Origin of the sequence: Thiemannella venezuelensis, from assembly GCF_014203605.1 — a bacterium.
In the GTDB taxonomy this organism is placed as follows: domain Bacteria; phylum Actinomycetota; class Actinomycetes; order Streptosporangiales; family Streptosporangiaceae; genus Planomonospora_A; species Planomonospora_A venezuelensis.
The window spans coordinates 144,714-164,906 of sequence record NZ_JACHJJ010000004.1; the positions used below are offsets into that span (position 1 = coordinate 144,714).

Genomic DNA, 20,193 nt, shown 5'->3' on the forward strand with positions numbered 1-20,193 from the left:
CCGCCGGCCGCATGAGATGCGGCCTCCCCTCGGCGGAGGAGCACCGCCCCTCAGTGGGAGAGGCCGGTGTCCATCGTCAGCTCGTAGGTCTTGCGGTAGACCAGCCGGTCGAAGGTGAGCCGCATGAAGGCGTCCCGGAACCAGCAGGCCGCCGGGGCGCTCCACCGGCTGAACGCGCCGTTCGCGCGCGACCGCCTGACCACCTTGGCGGTACGGGCGACCCTGCGCCGCTCGTACTCGGCGAGCGCCCCGGGCACGTCACGCGCTCCGGCGAGGCAGGACGCCAGGACCACCGCTCCCTCGATCGCCTGGTTGGCCCCCTGCCCGAGGTTGAACGTCATCGGGTGCGCGGCGTCCCCGACCAGCGTGGCGCGGTCGGTGCTCCAGCGGGTCACCGGGTCGCGGTCGAAGATGTCGATGGGGGAGACCCCTCCCATCGGGGTGGCCTCGACCAGCTCCGCGACCGGTACCGGCCATCCGGCGAACTCCCGGGTGACGATCTCCCGCCAGGTCTGGCCGAAGGCGTCCATCCGGCGGCTGATCCGGTCGCTGATGATGGCGTCCCAGTACACGTGGCCGTCGGTGAGCGGGTAGTACACGAACCAGCGGCCCCGGCCGAAGGTGCTGACGAAGGTGTGGCCGGGCGTGCCGAGGCCGGGGACGTGGGCGATGCCCTGCCAGGCGGTGACGCCCGCGTACCGGGGCGGCGGCTCGTAGGGCATCATGGCGCCCCGTACGGCGGAGCGCAGCCCGTCCGCGCCGACCAGGAGGTCTCCCCGCTCCTCCCGCCCGTCCTCGAACCGCACGGTGACGCCGTCCGCGTCGGAGTCGAACCCGGCGCACCGGGCCCCGAGGACCAGGTCGTCGCCGACCTCGGCGCTCAGCGTCCGGTGCAGCTCCGCGCGGCTGACCGTGTAGGCGGGCGCGCCCAGCCGGCCGGCCATCCGCTCGATGGACCAGTCGGCGAGGTCCCTGTCGCGCCACGACCTGAACCGGTACCGCCTGAGCTCGTGGCCGATCTTCTGGACCGGCTCCTCCATGCCGATCCCGCGCAGCGCCGGGATCGCGTTGTGCCACAGGACCAGCCCTCCGCCGGCCTGGATGTCACGCAGGCGGGAGGCCCGTTCGTACACGCGGGCGGAGATGCCGGCCCGGCGCAGGGCGAGGGCCGTCGTGAGGCCGCCGATGCCGCCGCCGACGACGACGACCTCCTTGATCGGGCTTCGGGACACGGGTCGTCTCCTTGGGTTCGTCGCGAGCTCTGCCGGAAGCCTGGTGGCAAATCAGGTTTCCGTCTTCCACCGCGCGGTGGAGGAGGGGGCCGGAAGAGGGAAGCGGGTCCCTCACTCGTAGGAGCCGTTCCCCTGGGAGGGGGAGACCGCAGTTCGTTTTCCCGGTGGGCGACAGCGGAGCCGGCGCTTCCTAGCGTTGCGGTGACCTGATCCGCCGGATACCGAGGAGTCTCGTGAGCGATCGGATTCTGATCGTGGCCCGCATGGAGCCGGGCGCGCAGGGCGATGTGGCAAAGCTGTTCGCGGCGTCGGACGAGACCGACCTGCCCCGGGTGCTCGGGGTGACGCGCCGCCATCTCTTCAGCTACCACGACCTGTACTTCCACTACGCCGAATTCGAGGGAGAGGCCTCGGCGGCGATGGGGAAGGCGCGGGACCGGGACGACTTCCGGGAGCTGAGCGACCGGTTGAGCCCCTACGTCAAGCCGTTCGACCCCGAAACGTGGCGCAGCCCCGCCGACGCGATGGCGCGGGGCTTCTACTCCTGGGAGCCGAAGTGACGATCTCGCCGGTGGTCCAGGGAGCCGGCCAGGCGCAGGAGGACCGGTGGACGGTGTGCGGCCGCTGCCGTACGACCGTCTACGTGCCGCGGCTCGTCCGGGGGCAGCACGTCTGCCCCGAGTGCGGCCACCACCACAGGATCGGGGCCCGTGAGCGGATCCGGGGGCTCGTCGACGAGGGCTCCTTCCGTCCCGCCGCCGACCCGGTCCGGAGCACGGACCCGCTGGGCTTCGTGGACTCCCGCCCCTACGCCGACCGGCTCACCGAGGCGGTGCGGCGGACCGGCCTGGACGACGCGGTCGTGTACGGCAGGGCCACCGTCGGCGGGTACCCCGTGGTGGTCCTCGCGATGGACTTCACCTTCCTCGGCGGCAGCATGGGCTCCGCGGTGGGCGAGGCGGTGACCCGTTCGGCCGGGGAGGCCGCGGACACCGGCACGCCTCTGATCCTCGTCTCCGCGTCCGGCGGGGCGCGGATGCAGGAGGGCGCGCTGTCGCTGATGCAGATGGCCAAGACGAGCCAGGCCATGCGGCGGCTGCAGCAGAGCGGCGTCCTGTCGGTGTGCCTGCTCACCGATCCGACGTTCGGCGGCGTCACCGCGTCGTTCGCGACGCTCGCCGACATCCTGATCGCCGAGCGGGGCAGCCTGATCGGCTTCGCCGGCCCCCGGGTCATCGCGTCGGCGACGCGGGAACGGCTGCCGGAGGGCTTCCAGACCGCCGAGTACCTCCACGCCCGCGGCATGCTGGACCGGGTCGAGACGCGCGAGGGCGTCCGCCCGCTGCTCACGCGGCTGCTCGCGCTGCACCGCGGCGGCAAGCGGGCCACGTTCTCCGAGCTCTCGGCGATCGTCCGCGATCCCGGGGAGCTGCGCCCGCACCGCGCGGCGTGGGAGACGGTACGGCTGGCGCGCGACATCAGCCGCCCCACGACGCTCGACTACGTCTGGCACATGTGCGACGACTTCGTCGAGCTCCACGGTGACCGCGGGCACGGCGACGACTCCGCCGTGGTCGGGGGCATCGGGTCGATCGACGGGACCAGCGTGTTGGTGCTCGGCCATCAGAAGGGCCACGACACCAAGGAACTGGTCGCGCGCAACTTCGGCATGGCCCACCCCGAGGGGTACCGCAAGGCCCTGCGCCTGATGCTCCTGGCCGAGCGGCACGGCCTGCCCGTGGTGACCTTCGTCGACACCCAGGGCGCCGCGCCCGGGGTGGGGGCCGAGGAACGGGGGCAGGCGTGGGCGATCGCGGAGTGCATCGCGGGCATGTCGGAGCTGGGTGTCCCCGTGGTGTCCACGATCACCGGAGAGGGCGGCAGCGGCGGCGCGCTCGCGCTGGCCGTCGCGAACCAGGTGCTGATGATGGAGAACGCGTCCTACTCCGTGATCAGCCCCGAGAGCTGCTCCACCATCCTGCACGGCGACCCCTCGCACGCCTCGGCCATGTCCGAGGCGCTGCGGATCACCGGTCCCGAACTGCTCCGGCTCGGCGTCGTCGACGGGGTGGTCCGCGAGCCGGAGGGCGGCGCGCAGGCCGCACCGGCGCAGGCGGCGGCGAACCTGAAGGCGGCGATCCTCACCGCCCTGGACGGGCTGTCGGGTCTGTCCCCCGAGGAACTGCGCAAGCACAGGTACGAGCGGTTCCGCGGACTGGGAGTGATCGCCGGTGTCTGAGAGCGAACGGCCTGAGACGGCCGACGGGCACGTCGGCTGGAGCGACACGCTCAAGATGCTCCGCGAAGAGGTGAGCAGCCTCGTCAAGACCGTCCCCGGGCCCGTCGCGAGCGTCTCGCTCCGCATCGGGGAGTGCGCCCTCGACGTCACGTGGGCGTCCGCGGCCGGCCCGCAGGCGCAGGTCGCGCAGGCGCCGGTCGCGCAGGTGGTCGCCGCCGAGCCGGCGGGCGAGGCGGAGGCCGCCAGGGACGCCGCGCTGCACGAGGTGACCGCCCCCCTGGTCGGAACCTTCTACGTCGCCCCGGAGCCGGGGGCCGGTCCGTTCGTGAAGCGGGGCGACCGGGTCGAGGCCGGGCAGACGATCGGCATCGTCGAGGCGATGAAGCTCATGAACCCGGTGGCGGCCGAGCGGGCGGGCGAGGTCGTGGAGGTGCTGGTGGGCGACGGCGAACCGGTCGAGTTCGGCCAGTGCCTGGTGCGAGTGAGGACGGACACGGCATGAAACCGCTCTTCGACAAGGTCCTCATCGCCAACCGGGGGGAGATCGCCCTGCGCGTGGCGCGCACCTGCCGGGAGATGGGCATCCGGACGGTGGCCGTCCACTCGACCGCGGACCGCGACGCCCGCTTCGTCTCCTACGCCGACGAGTCGGTGCACATCGGGCCGGGGCCCGCCAAGCGGAGCTACCTGTACGTGCCGAACGTCATCGAGGCCGCGCTCCGGACCGGAGCCGAGGCCATCCACCCGGGCTACGGCTTCCTGTCCGAGGACGCGGACTTCGCGCAGGTGTGCGCGGAGAACGGGATCACCTTCATCGGGCCGCGCCCCGAGGTCATGGAGTGCGTGGGCGACAAGGCGCGCGTCCGCTCCCTGATGGCCGCCGCGGGCCTGCCGGTCCTGCCGGGAAGCGAGGGGACCGTTCCCACCCTCGGGGACGCGGAGGCGATCGCCGGCGAGATCGGCTACCCGGTCATCGTGAAGGCGGCGGCGGGCGGCGGCGGGCGGGGGATCGAGGTCGCCGGGGACCGCGCCGAGCTCCAGGAGGTCTACCGCAGGACGACCGCCCTGGCCCGGCAGGTGTTCGGCAACGGCGACGTCTACATCGAGCGCTACCTGCCCGCGGCGCGCCACGTGGAGATCCAGCTGCTCTGCGACGAGCTGGGCAACGCCGTCCATCTCGGGGAGCGTGACTGCTCGCTCCAGCGCAGGAACCAGAAGCTGATCGAGGAGGCTCCCTCGCCCGCCCTGCCGCAGCGGCTGCGGGCGCTGCTCGGCGAGTACGCGGTCGCCGGGGCGCGCAGCGTCGGCTACACCGGCGCGGGGACCATGGAATTCCTGGTGGACCCGGCGGGCAACGTGACGTTCATGGAGATCAACGGCCGGATCCAGGTGGAGCATCCGGTCACCGAGATGCTCACCGGAATCGACCTCGTCAGGGAGCAGATCCGCGTCGCGGCGGGTCACCCGCTGCCGTTCACGCAGCAGGAGGTCCGGTTCACCGGCGCGGCCGTCGAGTGCCGGGTCAACGCCGAGGACCCGAGGGCGGGCTTCCGCCCCACGCCGGGCCGGCTCGAGGTCTTCCGCGTCCCCGGCGGCCCGGGGACCAGGGTCGACTCGGGGTTCGCGCAGGGGGACACGGTGCCGCCGAACTACGACTCGCTGGTGGCCAAGGTGATCGTCTGGGCGCCGAGCCGGGAGGAGGCCATCGCGCGGGCGCAGCGTGCCCTGGCCGAGTTCGAGGTCGGCGGGCCGGGCGTGGCGACCACGATCCCCCTGCTGCGGCAGCTGCTCGCCCACCCGTCGTTCGAGCGGGCCGAGCACACGACGCGCTTCGTCGACGAGCTGATGGCGGAGCAGCCGACGACCAGGTGGGCGGCGTGACCGCACGCGCGGCCCCCCTGCCGGGCACCGGGCCCGGCACCGGGCCCGGCACCGGGGCGGACGGCGCGCGGCCCCTGGTGGTCGTCGTGGACGGAAGCGCGGACGGCTACACGGCGGCCGGGTACGCCGGCTCCCTGGCCGCCGGTTCCGGCTCCGCCCTGACGGTCGCGCTCCTGCTCACGACTCCGTGGACGCTGGCCCTGGAACCCCTGGCGATGGCCTACCACTCCGCCGGCGACGCCGAGATCGACATGGTCACCCGGCTGTCGCGGCTGCTGGACCCGTACGGGGTCCGGTGGGATCCGCAGCCGGTGACGTACGACCCGGTCGCCACCATCGGCGCGGCCGCCGTCCGGCGCGGGGCCGACCGGGTGGTCGCCGGGCGGCGCCGTACGGCCCGCATCGCGCGGGCACTCGGCCGGCGCTACGCGCTGGCCGTCCTCGACACCCCCGCACATCTCTACACCCTGAAAAAGGACGGAAACCATGGCATTCACTGACAACGACATGCGCGAACTGCTCAAGGCCGTGGGCCTGGAGGCGAAGGCCGGCGTCGAGGGGTACTCGCGCTCCTTCGAGGAGCTGGACCTCGATTCCCTCGCGCGGGTCGAGATCGCCACCCGCATCCAGGACCGGTTCGGCGTCGACGTCGAGGAGCAGGTCACCGCCGAGGAGACGCCCGAAGGGCTGAGGCGGCTCGTCAACGAGCGGCTCACCGCCGCGGCCAAGTGAGGAGCAGGAACACCATGATCGGACACACCGACAACGCCGTCGAGATCGACGCGCCCATCGGATTCCTCTGGGAGCAGACCAACGACGTGCGGGGCTGGACCGAGCTGTTCTCCGAGTACGCCAAGGTCGAGGTGCTCGACGAGACCGAGGAATCGGTCACCTTCCGGCTCACCATGCACCCCGACGAGCAGGGCAGGGTGTGGTCGTGGGTCTCCGAGCGGAGCTGGAACCGCGACACCTGGACCGTGATGGCGCGCCGGGTGGAGACCGGGCCCTTCGAGTTCATGAACATCCGCTGGACGTACGAGGCGCTGGAGCCCGACCGCACGCGGATGCGCTGGGTGCAGGACTTCCACATGAAGCCGGACGCCCCCGTCGACACCTCGGGCATGACCGACATCATCAACCGCAACTCCAAGGTGCAGATGGAGCTCATCAAGGAGCGCGTGGAGAAGCGCAGGCAGGCGGTGATCGGGTTCGGCGACGTGCCCTCCAACCAGCGCCGCGGCGGGGACCTGCGCACGATGGTCGCGCCGAACACGGTGGGATCCTCCTCGGGCTTCTGCGGCGCCGTACGGCTCGCGCCGGGCGAGAAGGTCTCCGAGCACTACCACCCCTACTCCGAGGAGTACCTGTTCGTCGCCCAGGGCACCCTGCGGGTCGACCTCGACGACGAGCCGGTCGAGGTGCCCGCCGAGCACGCCCTGCTGATCCCGCGCAACGTCAGGCACCGCCTGGTGAACACGGGCGGGAGCGAGGCGCTGGCGGTCTTCCAGCTCAGCCCGCTCGCCCCGCGCCCGGAGCTCGGGCACGTCGACACCGAGCCCGCCGAGGTGCCGACGTGAGGCGCAGCGTCGTGACCGGAGTGGGCGTGGTCGCCCCCGGCGGAGGAAGCCGGGAGGAGTTCTGGGCGCGGATCGTGGACGGCAAGCCGGCCATCCGCCGGGTCAGCACCTTCGACCCCACGGCGTACCGGTCCCAGATCGCCGCCGAGTGCGACTTCGATCCCGCGCGGTACGGGCTGACTCCCCAGGAGATCCGGCGGATGGACCGGTTCGTCCAGATGGCGATCGCCTCCGCCGACGAGGCCGTCGCGGACTCGGGGCTGGAGCTGGGGAGGGTCGACACCGACAGGCTCGGCGTCTGCCTGGGCTCCGCGGTCGGGGCCACGATCACCCTTGAGGACGAGTACGTCGTGGCCAGCAACCACGGAAGGGACTGGGTCACCGACCACCGGCACACCATGCCCTTCCTGTACCAGTCGCTCGTCCCGTCCAGCGCGGCCACCGAGCTCGCCGTGCGCTACGGCGCGCACGGTCCCGCGGCGCTCGTGTCCACCGGATGCACCTCGGGCATCGACTCCATCGGCCACGCCCACTCCCTGATCCAGGACGGGGAGGCGGACATCGTGATCGCCGGGGCGTCGGACGCGCCGATCTCCCCGATCACGGTGGCCTGCTTCGACGCCATCCGGGCGACCAGCCCCCGCAACGACGAGCCCGACCAGGCGTCCCGCCCCTTCGACGCGGGCCGCCAGGGCTTCGTCCTCGGAGAGGGCTCCGCGATCCTGGTGATCGAGGAGCTCGAACACGCCCTGGCCCGGGGAGCCCGGGTGTACTGCGAGGTCGCCGGATACGCGGCCCGCGCCAACGGCTTCCACATGACCGGCCTGCGGCCCGACGGGTTCGAGCTGGGGGAGGCGATCATGGAGGCGATGGACCGCGCCCGGCTGAACCCGGACGACCTCGGCTACATCAGCGCCCACGGCTCGGGCACCAAGCAGAACGACCGGCACGAGACGGCCGCCTACAAGCGGGCGCTGGGCGAGGCCGCCCGGCAGGTCCCGATCAGCTCCATCAAGTCGGTGATCGGCCACTCGCTGGGCGCGATCGGGTCGATCGAGATGGCGGCCTGCGCCCTGGTGGTCAGCCGCGGGGTCATCCCGCCGACCGCGAACCTGACCACCCCCGACCCCGACTGCGACCTCGACTACACGCCGCTCGTGGCGCGCGAGGCCGAGGTGGACCACGCGCTCTCGGCGGGCAGCGGGTTCGGCGGGTTCCAGTCCGCCATGGTGTTCTCCAAGCCGAGTGAGGTGTCATGAGCCGCCGCGCCGCGATCACCGGGATCGGGGTGGTCGCCCCCACCGGCATCGGCATCGCCGAGCACTGGGAGAACACCCTCGCCGGAACGTGCAGGATCGGGCCCATCACGACCTTCGACACCTCCGGGCTCCCGGTGAGCCTGGGGGGCGAGGTCCCCGGCTTCGACGAGAGCGAGTTCGTCCCGAGCAAGCTCCTCGTCCAGACCGACCGCTGGACCTGGATGGCGCTGGCCGCCACCCGGCTGGCGCTGGACGACGCCGCCCTGGATCCGGACAGGGAGTACCCGTTCGGCCTGTCGGTGGTGACGGCGAGCGCGTCGGGTGGGAACGCGTTCGGCCAGCGGGAGATCCAGGCCCTCTGGCGGGACAGCCCGCGAGCCGTGAGCGCCTACCAGTCGATCGGCTGGTTCTACGCGGCGAGCAGCGGCCAGATCTCCATCCGCCACCAGCTCAAGGGAGCCTGCTCGGTGCTCGTGGCCGACTCCGCCGGCGGGATCGAGGCGGTCGCCCAGGCGAAGCGGCTGATCCGGCGCGGGACCGGCGCGGTCGTCGCCGGCGGCACCGAGGCGCCGCTGTCGCCGTACGCGCTCGTCTGCCAGTCGAGCCAGGACACCCTCAGCCGGAGCACGGACCCGGCGACCGCCTACCGCCCCTTCGCCCCGGACGCGGGCGGTTACGTCCCGGGAGAGGGCGGCGCCATCGTCGTCGTGGAGGAGTGGGCCAGGGCGCACTCCCGCGGGGTGCCGCAGGTCTACGCGGAGATCGCGGGCACGGCCTCCACCCACGACGCCCACCACCCCACCGAGCCGCCCGCCGACCACCGCCAGCTCGCCCGGGCCATGCGCGAGGCGGTCGACCGCGCCGGGTGCTCGCCCGGCGACGTGGACGTCGTCTTCGCCGACGGCTCCGGGGACGTGACCCTCGACCGCCACGAGGCGGCGGCGATCCGCGAGGTCTTCGGCGGGAGGCGGGTGCCCGTCACCGTCCCCAAGACGATGACCGGCCGCCTGTACTCCGGCGGAGCGGCCCTCGACCTCGCCTGGGCGGCGCTCGCGCTCACCCACGGCGTGATCCCTCCCTCGGTGAACCTCGACGCCGCCGGGGGCGGGCACGGGCTCGACCTCGTGACCGAGGCCCGCGAGGCTCCGCACCTCCGCACGGCACTCGTCGTCGCGCGCGGGACCGGCGGGTTCAACTCCGCGGCCGTGCTGCGCTCGCCCCGCCACCAAGCCGCCTGAATCGATCTGGAGCAGCCATGACACATTCCCGGTTCGACGTCGCCATCCTGGGATCAGGGATCGCGGGGTCCGTGCTCGGCGCCATCCTCGCCAAGAACGGCGCCAGCGTGCTGCTGGTGGACGGCGGGGTGCACCCCAGGTTCGCCGTCGGAGAGTCGACCACCCTCTACACGCTGAACATGTTCCGCGTGCTCGCGGAGCGGTACGGCGTGCCGGAGCTGGCGAACTTCCTCACCACCGACGCGTGCTACGAGCACATCGGCCCGACCTTCGGCACCAAGCGCAACTTCGGCTTCATGATCCACCGGGAGGGCGAGGAGCCGGACCCCCGGGAGGTCAACCAGTTCAGCCCGCCCTCGCTCAAGCTCCAGACCAGCCACCTGCACCGGCAGGACAGCGACACGTACCTGTTCCACACGGCGATCAAGTACGGCTGCGTCGCCCGGCAGGGCCTGCGCGTCACCGGGGTGAACCTCGGCGACGACGAGGTGGAGATCACCGGACAGGGCGGCGAGCGGTTCACCGCCCGCTACCTCGTGGACGCGAGCGGCTTCCGCTCCCCCCTGGCCACGCAGCTGGGCCTGCGGGCCGAGCCGTCCGCGCTGAAGCACCACTCGCGGTCGCTGTTCACCCACATGCTCGACGTGCGCCCGACGGACGAGTGCCTGGACATGCCCCAGAGCGAGATGCCCCCCATCCCGTGGGAGCAGGGCACCATGCACCATCTCATCGAGCGCGGCTGGTTCTGGATCATCCCGTTCAACAACGACCCGCGGTCCAAGAACCCCCTGGTGAGCGTGGGCCTCACCTTCGACGAGCGGGTCTACCCCAAGCCCTCCGACATGACCCCGGAGGAGGAGTTCCACCACCACGTCAGCCGGTACCCGGTGCTCGAGCGCATCTTCGCCGACGCGAAGACGGTGCGGCCCTGGGTCTCGACCGACCGGATCCAGTACACCTCCACGAAGACCGTGGGCCACCGGTGGTGCCTGATGTCGCACGCCGCCGGCTTCATCGACCCGCTCTACTCGCGCGGCCTCACCAACACGGGCGAAGTGATCAACTCGCTCGCCTGGCGGCTGCTGGAGGCGCTGCAGGAGGACGACTTCTCGCAGGAGCGCTTCGCCTACATCGACGAGCTGCAGAGCGGTCTGATCAAGTACAACGACGAGATGGTCAACTGCTCGTTCATCTCCTTCTCCGACTACGAGCTGTGGAACGCGGTCTGCCGGGTGTGGGCCGCCGCGGAGATCCCGATCAACCTGCGCTTCGAGCGCTTCCTGGACCGCTACCAGGCGTCGGGCGACGACAACGTGTTCCGGGAGATGGAGAAGGCGCCGTACCCCGGTTCCTTCGTCCCGGACAACGCGGCCTACCAGGAGCTGTTCGCCGAGATGGTGCGGCTGTGCGAGGCGGTCGACCGGTCCGAGCGCGATGCCACGGAGGCGGGCCGGGAGCTCATGAAGCTCGTCCAGGAGTCCGAGGCGGTCCTGCCCTTCATCGGTCTCGACGAGCGGGACCACCGCTTCATCTACCCCCAGCCTCCGTCGCTGATGAAGCTGTTCGGCTGGCTCGGCACCGAGGGGCCCGAGGAGATGCGCTACCTCGCCACGCTGCCCGGGGGTGGTCACTTCCCGCCCGGAGCCCCGCGATGACCGCTGCGGCACGCGACGGAGACCGTGATCGCGCGTGGTGACGAAGGAACTGGACGCGGTCGAAGGCCTCACCGGCAGGGCGCGCAACGGACGGCTCCGGCTGGCCGTCGCCGTCCTGCTGGGGGCCACCGCGCTCTCGGTCGCCTACGTGCTGAGCATGGGCGGCGACGGGCGGGGGACGGGTTCGCAGCAGGCCGCCTCCCGGGTGCTGGGGCAGTGGGAGCCCGCGACCCACTTCCTGCTCGCGGTCATCCTCGTGGTCGCCTCCACGCACACCGTCGGCGCCCTCGTCGGGCGGCTCGGCCAGCCGCCCGTCGTGGGCGACATCCTCGCCGGCATCCTGCTGGGGCCCACCCTGCTGGGCGCGGTGAGCCCCGGGGCCTGGGCCTGGGTGTTCCCCGAGGAGATCCTCGGGGCCCTCGACATGACGGCCCAGCTCGGCCTGGTGGCGTTCATGTTCCTGCTGGGGTGCGAGCTCCGCACCGACCGGCTGCGCGGGGCCGGTCCGCTCGCCGCGGCGGTGGGCAGCAGCAATCTGGCGGTCCCCTTCCTCTGCGCGATCCCGCTCGCGATCCCCCTCTTCCGGGACCACGCGGGCCCCGCCGCGTCCCCGTCCACGTTCGTGCTCTTCATGGGGCTCGCGATATCCATCACGGCGCTGCCCGTACTGGCCAGGATCCTGCGGGACAAGGGGCTCGCCGGGACGGCCACCGGAACGCTCGCCCTCACCTCCGCGGTGATCGGCGACGTGGTGGCCTGGGCCGTGCTGGCGTTCGTCCTGGCGAGCTCCGGGGCGGCCGGCGGCGCGGAGGCCGTCATGACCCTCGTGCTCGCGGCCGGGTTCGTCCTGGTGATGGCGCTCCTGGTGCGGCCGCTGCTGGCCGCCCTGGTACGGCGCTGCGAGGAGGACCGGTCCGGGGAGGGGACGCTGCTGCCCGTCGTGCTCCTCGGAAGCATCGCCAGCGCCGTGGTGACGCAGCTCATCGGAGTGCACGCGATCTTCGGCGCGTTCCTCTTCGGGATCATGATGCCGAGGAGGTCCGCGGTCGTCGAGCGGCTGACCGGGCGGATCGAGGGGATCACCCTCACCGTCCTGCTCCCGCTCTTCTTCGCCCACATCGGCATCCACACCTCGATCAGCGCCCTCGGCGCGTCCGCGGCGGAGTGGCTGGTCTTCGCCGCGGTCCTCGCCGTGGCGGTCGGCAGCAAACTGCTCGGGGTCACCGTGGTGGGCCGGATCGCCGGCCTGCCGCCCGAGCGCGCCCTGTCGCTGGGCGTGCTGATGAACTGCAGAGGACTCACCGAGCTGGTCATCGCGAACATCGGGTTCCAGCTCGGGATCATCGACGCGTACCTGTTCACGGTGCTCGTCCTCGTCGCACTCATCACGACGGCGCTCACCGTGCCGCTCCTGAACGGCGTCTCCTGGTGGGCACGCCGGAGCGGTTGGCGGAGCCGTCCCGCAGAGAGTCGTTCCAGAGAGGGAGCCGGCACGTGAAGGACACGATGGACCCGCCCACGATGGACCCGCCCGCGACGGACCCGCTGGAGCCCAGGACGCTGCGGGCGGTGCTCGGCAGATTCGCCACCGGCGTCGCCGTGGTGACCGCGGCGTCGCCGGGCGGGCCGGTGGGGATGACGGTGAACTCGTTCTCGTCGGTCTCCCTGGACCCGCCCCTCGTCCTGTTCTGCGTCAACCGGCGCTCGCGCCTGCATCCCGCCTTCGCGGAGGCGGAGGCCTTCGCCGTCCACATGCTGGGGGAGGGGCAGCGCGACATCTCCCAGCGTTTCGCGACGCCCGGCTTCGACCGCTTCGGTGAGATCCGCCCGCGGGAGGGGCTCAGGGGAACGCCGCTGCTGGACGGGACGCTCGCCGTCATCGAGTGCGCCACCGAGCAGATCGTCGCCGCGGGCGACCACGACATCGTCATCGGCAGGGTGGTCATGGTGGAGGCGGCGCCCGGAGCCGCGGAGGACCCGCTGCTCTACTACGGCGGCGCCTACCGGTCGATCGAGTCGCAGTCGGGCTGGTGGGCGCAGCTCGCCTGACCCGGACCTGGCCCGTCCGCCCGCCGCCCGCCGTACGGCGGGCGGCGGGCGGACGCCTCAGCTCTCCCGGTGGCCGGTGTCGTTGAACATCCTGTGCTTCAGCCAGGGGAACCTCTCGGCGAAGCGGAGGAACTGCTTGAACGCGATCCGGCCCAGGCCGCTGTCGGCGACGAACTGCTGCGCGGTGCGGCGGGACGCGCGCACCGCGGCGAAGCCGTACTCCCGCATGGCCGTCTCGTACTCCTCGACGGCCTGCAGGAGATCCTTCTCGCCGTTCCACGCGTCGGTCAGGCACCGGCTGAGCAGGTGCCCGTCGCGCAGCGCCGTGTTCGCGCCGATGCCCCGCATGGGGGTCATGCTGTGGATGGCGTCGCCGAGCAGGGTGATGTTGCCGGTCTCCCACGGGTCGATCGGCACCGACGTGCGGATGGGCAGCAGGGCGACGGTCTGCGGGTCCGATTCGGTGACGAGCGTGCGCAGATCGGGATGCCACTGGCGGACCATCACGGCGACGACGTCCCGGAGGTCCTCGCCCGTGCAGGAGCGGAGGTCGACTCCGGCGGGCAGCATCCGCCGGGCGCAGCCGTACGCCCACAGGACATAGCTGGTCGCGTCCCACTCGGGGGAGTTCTCGTCCAGCTCGTGCGGGGCGATGAACATCCCGCAGCCCCTGGGGGGGATGACGTTGTTCGGGCCCTCGTAGAGCCGCGCCGGGATCAGCTTCTTGGTCTGCTCGGTCAGGGGGAACTTGCCGGCGATCGTGATGATCCCGGTGTCGATCCGCTGGGCGTGGGGCAGGTACTGCCGCCGCACCCGCGAGTTGCCGCCGTCCGCGCCGACCACCAGGTCCGCGACCGCGGTGGAGCCGTCGTCGAAATGGCAGACGACCTTGCCGTCGCCGGCCCGCTCGTAGCGCTCGAAGGTCTTGCCGAAGACGACCACGTCCTCCAGCCCGGACAGCAGCACCTCGCGCAACGTGATCCGGCTCACCGCGTGGTGGCTTCTGACCGGGTCGGGCTGGGCGGTGGCCTTGACCGTCAGGAGTTCCCTCATCTGCTCGGTGAGGAACGCGAAATCCTGCCCTCCGCTCACCGTGGACGCCACGAAGGCGTCCCAGAGGCGGGGGGGAAGGCAGTCGTGCAACGCGCGAGCACCCTGGGGGCTGATCCGGATGTGGTAGAAACCCTGGCTCCGGTCCACGGCCGACCGGTCCCGTTCGTAGACGGTGACGCTCACTCCCGCTCTGCGCAGTCCCTGGGCGAGGCAGAGCCCGCCGATGCCGCCGCCGATGACGGCCACGTGGAAGCGTTCCCTAATCATTCTCCGCAGAATGTCCGGTCATTCAAGGAATGTCTTCCGCCTGCCGTACGGATCTGAGCCCCTCCGCAGGGGGGAGGCGATGTCCGGGTGGATGTAGACAGCGCCGATACAACGAAAGGCACAGACCCAGTAAAGGGAGAGGCCGATGACGGAGAGCAGGTTCGACACCGCCTATCAGGGTGGTGGGACGACGGGTTCGCCCTTGGCGACGCCGCCGTGGGAGATCGGTCGGCCGCAGCCCGCCGTGGTCCGGCTGGAGGAGGCCGGCCTGATCGGCGGTCAGGTGCTCGACGCCGGCTGCGGAACCGGTGAGAACGCGCTGTACCTGGCGGAGCGGGGCCACAAGGTCACCGGTGTGGACATCGCGCCCACCGCGATCGCCGCCGCGCGCGACAAGGCCGCCGGGCGGGGCCTGGACGTGCCTTTCGAGGTGGCCGACGCCGTCGAGCTGGCCGGCTACGACGACCGGTTCGACACCGTGCTCGACGTCGGGCTGTTCCACTCGCTGGACCCGGCGGGGCGGGACCGGTACCTGGCGGCCCTCCACCGGGTCTGCCGCACCGGCGCCACCGTGTACCTGCTGTGCATCAGCGACCGGGCGCGGATCCCCGGCCCCCATCTGGTGGACGAGAAGACCCTGCGGGACGCCTTCGCCGACGGCTGGACGCTGCACTCGCTCCGGCCGGAGGTGCTGGAGGCGGTGCTCCCCGGCGGTCCCCGCGAGCTGGAGACCTGGCTCGCCGTAGCACAGCGCGACTGAGACGACAGAGGAGACGACGATGGTTGTCCGGAAGAACAGAAGGCTGGCCAACGTGATCGCCTCCGGGCTGGTCGGAGCCGGAGTCATGCTCGGACTGTCGGGCATGGCGGGCGCCTCGGCCCCGGATCACGGGACCCACCGCGCCGGGGGCGGCGACCCCGGACCGGCGCCCGCGCAGAGCGCCGCGGACGCCAAGGCGATGAAGGAGACGCGCGCGTACCTCGCGGGGGTCCCGGACGGGCCGCGCATCGCCCTGCAGGTGCTGAAGAGCGGGAAGGCCCGGGAACTCGCCCGCGTCTACCGCGCGACCCTGAAGTACCGCGACATCGACAAGGCGCTCGCGGACGGCTACTCGCCCGGCCCCAACACGATGTACTGCGTCGAGAAGCCGGGGGTGGGCGGCATGGGCTTCCACCTCGGCAACCACACCTACATCGACGAGACGGCCAGGACCGGCGTCTACGACCTCGAACACCCGCACATCCTGGTGTACACGCGGACGCCGTCGGGGCGCATGGAGCTCGCCGTCGCCGAGTGGGGGAAGATCGACGAGGACCAGAACCTCGCGACCGACGACGACCGGCCGAGCATGCTCGGCATGCCGTTCGAGGGCCCGATGCTGGGCCACGTGCCGATGACGCACGGTCCGGGCGGCTGGATGCCGATCCACTTCGACAAGCACTTCTGGCTGTACAAGTACAACCCCGCCGGGCTCGCCAAGCCGTGGAACCCGCGGGTGACCTGCCCGGCCGGCACGACGCCGCCGCCGCACCCCGACGCGGGCGCGAACGCGCACGCCTCGCACTGAGGCGGCCCCGCCGCGGCTCGGCGCGGGAGCGGCACCGGGCCGCGGCGGGACGGGAAGGCATTTCCTGAGCTGGAGGAACGAATCGGCGGGAACGGTCCGGAGCTGCTCGGACGAGATTACACATTATGAGTAATCCATACTTTACATCGCGAGTAATATAGTCTTTCTATGCGTTTACACAGAACGACAGGTGACACTGGGACCGTGACGCAAACAATCCGGATCCTGGTTGTCGATGATGAGCACTACCTTGCCGACCTCGTGGCGACGGCCTTGCGGTACGAGGGTTTCGAGACGGCCATCGCGAGGTCGGGCGCCGAGACGCTCAGTCAGGTGGGCGCCTTCCGGCCAGATTTGATCGTGCTCGACGTCATGCTTCCGGACGGCTCGGGAATGGAGACCTGCGCGAGGCTGCGCAGGGACGGCTGCGAGGCCCCCGTGGTGTTCCTCACCGCCAAGGACGCCCCGGAAGACAAGATCGCGGGATTGACGATCGGCGGCGACGACTACGTCACCAAGCCGTTCAGCCTTGAGGAGCTGATCGCACGGATCAGGGCGGTGCTCCGGCGCACCCATCGCGCGGAACAGGGATCCGCGCGGCTGTCCCTCGCCGACCTGGAGATAGACGAGGACGCCCACGAGGTGCGCCGCCACGGCACGTTGATCGATCTGACCCCGACCGAGTTCAAGCTGCTCCGGTACCTTCTGGTGAACGCGGGGAGGGTGGTGTCCAAGAGGCAGATCCTCGACCACGTCTGGGAGTACGACTTCGGCGGCAACGACGGCGTCGTGCAGACCTATGTCAGCTATCTCCGCCGCAAGGTCGACGCCAGCGGCCCGCCGCTGATCCACACCGTTCCGCGGGTCGGCTACATCATGCGCCTGCCCCGGGAGGCCTGAATGCTGCTGCGGACCAGGCTCACCATCGCGGTGCTGGGGCTTCTGGCCCTGGGGCTGGTGGGGATGGCCGTGGCCACGTTCGAGGCCACCCGCGACTTCGCGGGGGAACGGGCGAAGCGCAAGCTCGCGCAGGCCGGTGACGCGGTCGTGAGCCTGCTGGCCGAGGAGCGCCCGCTCGGCTCGCTGACCCTCGGCGACGACAGGCTGATGAAGGCCGCCGTCCTGGACGGGGGGGTCCCGTCCTTCTTCCAGGTCCGCACCGCGGACGGCCGGGTGGCGGACGCACTCGCGCTCGACGGCGAACCCGCCGCCGCGGACCTGGCGGACCTGGTGCGGAGGATCCCCGCCGAGGCGCCCGTGGTCGGCCGCGTGGACGGCGAGCGGGGCGGGGTCGAGGACTGGGACATCCGCGGTTCCCGGCTCGCCGACGGCCGGATCCTCATCGTGGGGCTGCGGACCGCGGAGTTCGACGACCTGGTCGGCAGACTGGCCGGTGTCGAGACCGTGGTCACGCTGTGCGTCCTGGGGGGCATCACCCTGGTCGCCCGCAGGACGCTGCGGCGGGTGATGCGGCCGCTCGACGAGATCGCCGTCACCGCTCGCGCGATCGGCCGGGGGGACCTGGCGCAGCGGGTTGGGGAGGGCGACGAGCGGACGGAGGTCGGCCGTCTCCGCCTGGCCCTGAACGAGATGCTGGGCCAGATCGAGTCGGCGTTCAGGGAACGCGAGGCGTCGGAGGAGCGGCTCCGCCGGTTCGTCGCGGACGCCTCCCACGAGCTGCGCACCCCGATCGCCTCCATCCGCGGCTACGCCGAACTGTTCCGTCGGGGCGCGGCCTCGCGCCCCGACGACCTCGCCAAGGCCATGGACAGGATCGAGTCCGAGGGCACGCGCATGGGCTCCCTCGTCGAGGAGATGCTGCTGCTGGCCCGCCTCGACGAGGGCAGGCCCCTGGAGATGCGGCCCGTCGACCTGGCCGTGCTCGCGGCCGACGCCGTCGCCGACGCGCGCGCGAGGGAGCCGGACAGGCCCCTGACCCTGGAGTGCGACGGCGAGGTGCCGGTGCTCGGCGACGCGCCGCGGCTCCGCCAGGTGCTGGCCAACCTGATGTCCAACGTCCTGCACCACACGCCCGGGGGCACCCCGGCCGTCGTGCGCGTGGGGACGACGGCGGGTCACGCGGTGATCGAGGTCGCCGACCAGGGCCCGGGGATGACGGAGGAGCAGAGCGCGCACGTCTTCGAGCGGTTCTTCCGGGCCGACTCCTCCCGGTCCAGGGATCACGGCGGAGCCGGGCTCGGGCTGTCCATCGTGGCGGCGATCACGGCCGCACACGGCGGTACGGCGAGCGTCACGGCGCGGGAGGGGAAGGGCGCCACGTTCTCCGTGCGGATCCCGTGCCCCGCCCCCGTAAGCCGAGCCCCGGGTCACGCCCCGGCCGACCCCGGAGAGGTCCTCACTCCCGCGCGGGCGGACCGGCACGGGTGAACCTCCCCAAGAGGGGAACACGCGATGCCGTCGCCGGGCGGCCGGAGCCTGGCAGGGTCTGAACCTGCTCGGGTTCGCGTCGATGGAGGTACGGCAGGCGCTGCGGCGGCGGTAGGACCGGCTCAGGACGGGGGGCGCCCGCCCCCGTTCCCGCCCAGGACCCCGGCGGCGAGCCCTGCCAGCGCGGAGGCGATCTGCCGGGGCGTCAGGCCGCGGTCCGTGCGCTGGAAGCCGTACACCTCCGGGGCGAGCGGGGCGAGGAGGGGCTCCACCAGCGCGTCGGGGTCCGGCAGGCCCGCGGCGGTCAGCAGGGACCGGACATGGGCCCGCCAGAAGCCGTACGCCCCGGTCTCGAACCGCGAACGGCCGGTCTCGGCGCCGAGGACCAGGTGGGCGTGGTCTTCGAGCAGCCGCACCATGGCGGAGTAGAAGGCCGCCAGGCGCTCGGCGGGCGGTGCCCCGGGGCCCAGGGGAGGAGCGCCGCGCAGCAGCTCCTCCTGGAGGGCGCGCTCGTGCTCGTCGAGAAGGGCGAGGGCGATCGAGGCGCGGTCCGGATAGCGCCGGTACAGGGTGCCGCGGCCCACCCCCGCGGCGCGGGCGATGTCGTCCATGGTGACGTTCGGCGCGCCCGCGGTCGCGAACAGGCGCGCGGCCGCCTCCAGGATCCGGGCGCGGTTGCGTGCGGCGTCGGCTCTCTCCACGGGACACAGCATATATGGACAGAGTGTCCGCTTATCCGCTACCTTCGGCGAAGTGGACACGGTGTCCATATAATCGAGGGGAGGCACCATGGGCCACCTGCTGCACCTGGACGCCAGCGCCCGTCGCGGCTCGATCTCCCGGGAGCTCTCCCGGACGTTCGCCGAGACCTGGCGCGCGGCCCACCCGGACGGGGGCTACACCTACCGGGACCTGGCGGCCGACCCCGTGCCGCACATCACCGAGGCGTGGACCGAGCTCTGCGACCACGTGCTGGAGCACGGCATCACCGAGATCGGCCGCTACCGGGAGGCGGTGCGGACCCCCGCGCAGGAGGCGGCGTGGGCGGTGCTCTCGCCGCTGCTGGACGAGCTGGTGGCCGCCGACGTCGTGCTCATCGGCACGCCGATGTACAACTTCTCGATCCCGTCGGCGCTCAAGGCCTGGCTCGACCAGGTGACCTTCCCGAAGATGTCCCTGGCCGGCCGCCGGTTCGTGGTGGCCGGCGCCCGCGGCGGCGCCTACGGGCCGGGCACTCCCCGCGAGCCGGTGGACCACGAGGAGCGCTACCTGCGGGACTTCTTCAAGGGGCACTTCGCCGTCGAGGACGTCGTGTTCGTCCACGCCGAGCTGACCAACGCCCTGATCGACCCGGGCCTGGCGCACCTGCGCGGCAGGCAGGCGGACTCGCACGCCGCGGCCCGGCTCGGCGTCCTGGCGGAGGCGAAGCGGTGAGCTGGACGTTCCTGGTCCTGGCCGGGCTGGTCGAGGTCGCCTGGTCGCAGAGCATCAAGCCGACGGAGAACTTCACCCGGCCGCTTCCCACCCTGGTCTGCTTCGTGCTGGCGGCCGGCGCGGTCTGGCTGCTGTCGAAGGCGATGGACGGCGTCCCGGTCGGCACCGCCTACGCCGTCTTCACCGGCATCGGAGCCGTCGGCGCGGTCGTCCTCGGCGTCCTGCTGAACGACGACCCCGTCACCGTCACCCGCGTCGCCGCCCTCGCGCTGATCGTCGGCGGCGTCGTGCTCGCCAGGCTCGCCTGAGGCGCGGCGGCCGTACCCGCGCTGCGAGGCGGCCGTGCGGGACCG

21 protein-coding genes are annotated in these 20,193 nt (G+C 72.0%); 18 read left to right on the forward strand and 3 right to left on the reverse strand.

What is annotated here, in order from left to right; all coding sequences use genetic code 11:
• Window positions 1-50: 50 nt before the first annotated feature.
• A complete protein-coding gene (locus FHS22_RS08350) occupies window positions 51-1,232 on the reverse strand; it encodes an FAD-dependent monooxygenase (RefSeq protein WP_221473389.1) in 1,182 nt (393 codons plus the stop codon).
• 233 nt (window positions 1,233-1,465) lie between these two features.
• Here FHS22_RS08350 and FHS22_RS08355 point away from each other — a divergent pair, with 233 nt between their 5' ends.
• From FHS22_RS08355 to FHS22_RS08410, 12 genes are read left to right on the forward strand one after another with little or no spacing between them, the layout of a single operon-like run.
• Window positions 1,466-1,792, forward strand: a complete 327-nt coding sequence (locus FHS22_RS08355) for a TcmI family type II polyketide cyclase (RefSeq protein ID WP_184939881.1) — start codon at window positions 1,466-1,468, stop codon at window positions 1,790-1,792.
• The gene (locus tag FHS22_RS08360) at window positions 1,789-3,471 is read left to right on the forward strand and encodes an acetyl-CoA carboxylase carboxyltransferase subunit alpha (RefSeq protein WP_338047654.1); all 1,683 of its coding nucleotides are present in this window, start codon (window positions 1,789-1,791) and stop codon (window positions 3,469-3,471) included. The genes FHS22_RS08355 and FHS22_RS08360 overlap by 4 nt, the downstream gene beginning before the upstream one ends.
• Window positions 3,464-3,973, forward strand: coding sequence for an acetyl-CoA carboxylase biotin carboxyl carrier protein (gene accB, locus FHS22_RS08365; RefSeq protein ID WP_338047655.1), 510 nt, complete (start codon window positions 3,464-3,466; stop codon window positions 3,971-3,973). Before FHS22_RS08360 ends, accB begins: the two co-directional genes overlap by 8 nt.
• The gene (locus FHS22_RS08370; protein WP_184939883.1) at window positions 3,970-5,352 is read left to right on the forward strand and encodes an acetyl-CoA carboxylase biotin carboxylase subunit; all 1,383 of its coding nucleotides are present in this window, start codon (window positions 3,970-3,972) and stop codon (window positions 5,350-5,352) included. Before accB ends, FHS22_RS08370 begins: the two co-directional genes overlap by 4 nt.
• Window positions 5,349-5,852 carry a universal stress protein gene (locus FHS22_RS08375; protein ID WP_184939884.1) on the forward strand — a complete coding sequence of 168 codons (504 nt, stop codon included), beginning with the start codon at window positions 5,349-5,351 and terminating at the stop codon, window positions 5,850-5,852. The genes FHS22_RS08370 and FHS22_RS08375 overlap by 4 nt, the downstream gene beginning before the upstream one ends.
• On the forward strand, window positions 5,839-6,084 hold the full coding sequence (locus FHS22_RS08380; protein WP_184939886.1) for an acyl carrier protein: 246 nt from the start codon (window positions 5,839-5,841) through the stop codon (window positions 6,082-6,084). The genes FHS22_RS08375 and FHS22_RS08380 overlap by 14 nt, the downstream gene beginning before the upstream one ends.
• 14 nt (window positions 6,085-6,098) lie before the next feature.
• Window positions 6,099-6,929 (forward strand): cupin domain-containing protein, encoded by an 831-nt coding sequence (locus FHS22_RS39170; RefSeq protein ID WP_184939887.1) that lies wholly within the window; start codon window positions 6,099-6,101, stop codon window positions 6,927-6,929.
• Window positions 6,926-8,188 carry a beta-ketoacyl-ACP synthase II gene (locus FHS22_RS08390; protein ID WP_184939889.1) on the forward strand — a complete coding sequence of 421 codons (1,263 nt, stop codon included), beginning with the start codon at window positions 6,926-6,928 and terminating at the stop codon, window positions 8,186-8,188. Before FHS22_RS39170 ends, FHS22_RS08390 begins: the two co-directional genes overlap by 4 nt.
• Complete coding sequence (locus FHS22_RS08395) at window positions 8,185-9,426, forward strand: beta-ketoacyl synthase N-terminal-like domain-containing protein (RefSeq protein WP_184939891.1); 1,242 nt, start codon at window positions 8,185-8,187, stop codon at window positions 9,424-9,426. The genes FHS22_RS08390 and FHS22_RS08395 overlap by 4 nt, the downstream gene beginning before the upstream one ends.
• Before the next feature lie 17 nt (window positions 9,427-9,443).
• Window positions 9,444-11,081 (forward strand): NAD(P)/FAD-dependent oxidoreductase, encoded by a 1,638-nt coding sequence (locus FHS22_RS08400; RefSeq protein ID WP_184939892.1) that lies wholly within the window; start codon window positions 9,444-9,446, stop codon window positions 11,079-11,081.
• 34 nt (window positions 11,082-11,115) lie between these two features.
• Window positions 11,116-12,579, forward strand: coding sequence for a cation:proton antiporter domain-containing protein (locus FHS22_RS08405; protein ID WP_184939894.1), 1,464 nt, complete (start codon window positions 11,116-11,118; stop codon window positions 12,577-12,579).
• Window positions 12,576-13,130: a flavin reductase family protein gene (locus tag FHS22_RS08410; RefSeq protein WP_184939895.1), complete on the forward strand. Its 555-nt coding sequence runs from the start codon at window positions 12,576-12,578 to the stop codon at window positions 13,128-13,130. Before FHS22_RS08405 ends, FHS22_RS08410 begins: the two co-directional genes overlap by 4 nt.
• 57 nt (window positions 13,131-13,187) lie before the next feature.
• On the opposite strand, the gene FHS22_RS08415 is transcribed toward FHS22_RS08410, so the two are convergent.
• Window positions 13,188-14,450, reverse strand: coding sequence for an FAD-dependent oxidoreductase (locus FHS22_RS08415; protein ID WP_184939897.1), 1,263 nt, complete (start codon window positions 14,448-14,450; stop codon window positions 13,188-13,190).
• Between the two features lie 145 nt (window positions 14,451-14,595).
• Between FHS22_RS08415 and FHS22_RS08420 the strand changes: the two genes are divergently transcribed.
• The 4 genes from FHS22_RS08420 to FHS22_RS08435 all read left to right on the forward strand — a co-directional run bounded on the left by FHS22_RS08420 (window position 14,596) and on the right by FHS22_RS08435 (window position 18,406).
• On the forward strand, window positions 14,596-15,210 hold the full coding sequence (locus FHS22_RS08420; protein WP_184939899.1) for a class I SAM-dependent methyltransferase: 615 nt from the start codon (window positions 14,596-14,598) through the stop codon (window positions 15,208-15,210).
• Between the two features lie 19 nt (window positions 15,211-15,229).
• Window positions 15,230-16,018 carry a hypothetical protein gene (locus FHS22_RS08425; RefSeq protein WP_184939900.1) on the forward strand — a complete coding sequence of 263 codons (789 nt, stop codon included), beginning with the start codon at window positions 15,230-15,232 and terminating at the stop codon, window positions 16,016-16,018.
• Between the two features lie 204 nt (window positions 16,019-16,222).
• Window positions 16,223-16,918 carry a response regulator transcription factor gene (locus tag FHS22_RS08430; protein ID WP_338047656.1) on the forward strand — a complete coding sequence of 232 codons (696 nt, stop codon included), beginning with the start codon at window positions 16,223-16,225 and terminating at the stop codon, window positions 16,916-16,918.
• A complete protein-coding gene (locus FHS22_RS08435) occupies window positions 16,919-18,406 on the forward strand; it encodes a sensor histidine kinase (protein WP_221473390.1) in 1,488 nt (495 codons plus the stop codon).
• Between the two features lie 122 nt (window positions 18,407-18,528).
• On the opposite strand, the gene FHS22_RS08440 is transcribed toward FHS22_RS08435, so the two are convergent.
• Complete coding sequence (locus tag FHS22_RS08440) at window positions 18,529-19,107, reverse strand: TetR/AcrR family transcriptional regulator (RefSeq protein WP_338047657.1); 579 nt, start codon at window positions 19,105-19,107, stop codon at window positions 18,529-18,531.
• 88 nt (window positions 19,108-19,195) lie between these two features.
• Here FHS22_RS08440 and FHS22_RS08445 point away from each other — a divergent pair, with 88 nt between their 5' ends.
• Both FHS22_RS08445 and FHS22_RS08450 read left to right on the forward strand, forming a co-directional pair.
• Complete coding sequence (locus tag FHS22_RS08445) at window positions 19,196-19,840, forward strand: FMN-dependent NADH-azoreductase (RefSeq protein ID WP_184939905.1); 645 nt, start codon at window positions 19,196-19,198, stop codon at window positions 19,838-19,840.
• Window positions 19,837-20,148, forward strand: a complete 312-nt coding sequence (locus FHS22_RS08450; protein WP_184939906.1) for a DMT family transporter — start codon at window positions 19,837-19,839, stop codon at window positions 20,146-20,148. Before FHS22_RS08445 ends, FHS22_RS08450 begins: the two co-directional genes overlap by 4 nt.
• Window positions 20,149-20,193: the final 45 nt, after the last annotated feature.

Coding starts and splice junctions, on each gene's coding strand:
- FHS22_RS08370 (WP_184939883.1), top strand. CDS start 3,970: ATGAAACCGCTCTTCGACAAGGTCCTCATCGCCAACCGGGGGGAGATC.
- FHS22_RS08380 (WP_184939886.1), top strand. CDS start 5,839: ATGGCATTCACTGACAACGACATGCGCGAACTGCTCAAGGCCGTGGGC.
- FHS22_RS39170 (WP_184939887.1), top strand. CDS start 6,099: ATGATCGGACACACCGACAACGCCGTCGAGATCGACGCGCCCATCGGA.
- FHS22_RS08395 (WP_184939891.1), top strand. CDS start 8,185: ATGAGCCGCCGCGCCGCGATCACCGGGATCGGGGTGGTCGCCCCCACC.
- FHS22_RS08400 (WP_184939892.1), top strand. CDS start 9,444: ATGACACATTCCCGGTTCGACGTCGCCATCCTGGGATCAGGGATCGCG.
- FHS22_RS08415 (WP_184939897.1), bottom strand. CDS start 14,450: ATGATTAGGGAACGCTTCCACGTGGCCGTCATCGGCGGCGGCATCGGC.
- FHS22_RS08420 (WP_184939899.1), top strand. CDS start 14,596: ATGACGGAGAGCAGGTTCGACACCGCCTATCAGGGTGGTGGGACGACG.
- FHS22_RS08425 (WP_184939900.1), top strand. CDS start 15,230: ATGGTTGTCCGGAAGAACAGAAGGCTGGCCAACGTGATCGCCTCCGGG.
- FHS22_RS08435 (WP_221473390.1), top strand. CDS start 16,919: ATGCTGCTGCGGACCAGGCTCACCATCGCGGTGCTGGGGCTTCTGGCC.
- FHS22_RS08445 (WP_184939905.1), top strand. CDS start 19,196: ATGGGCCACCTGCTGCACCTGGACGCCAGCGCCCGTCGCGGCTCGATC.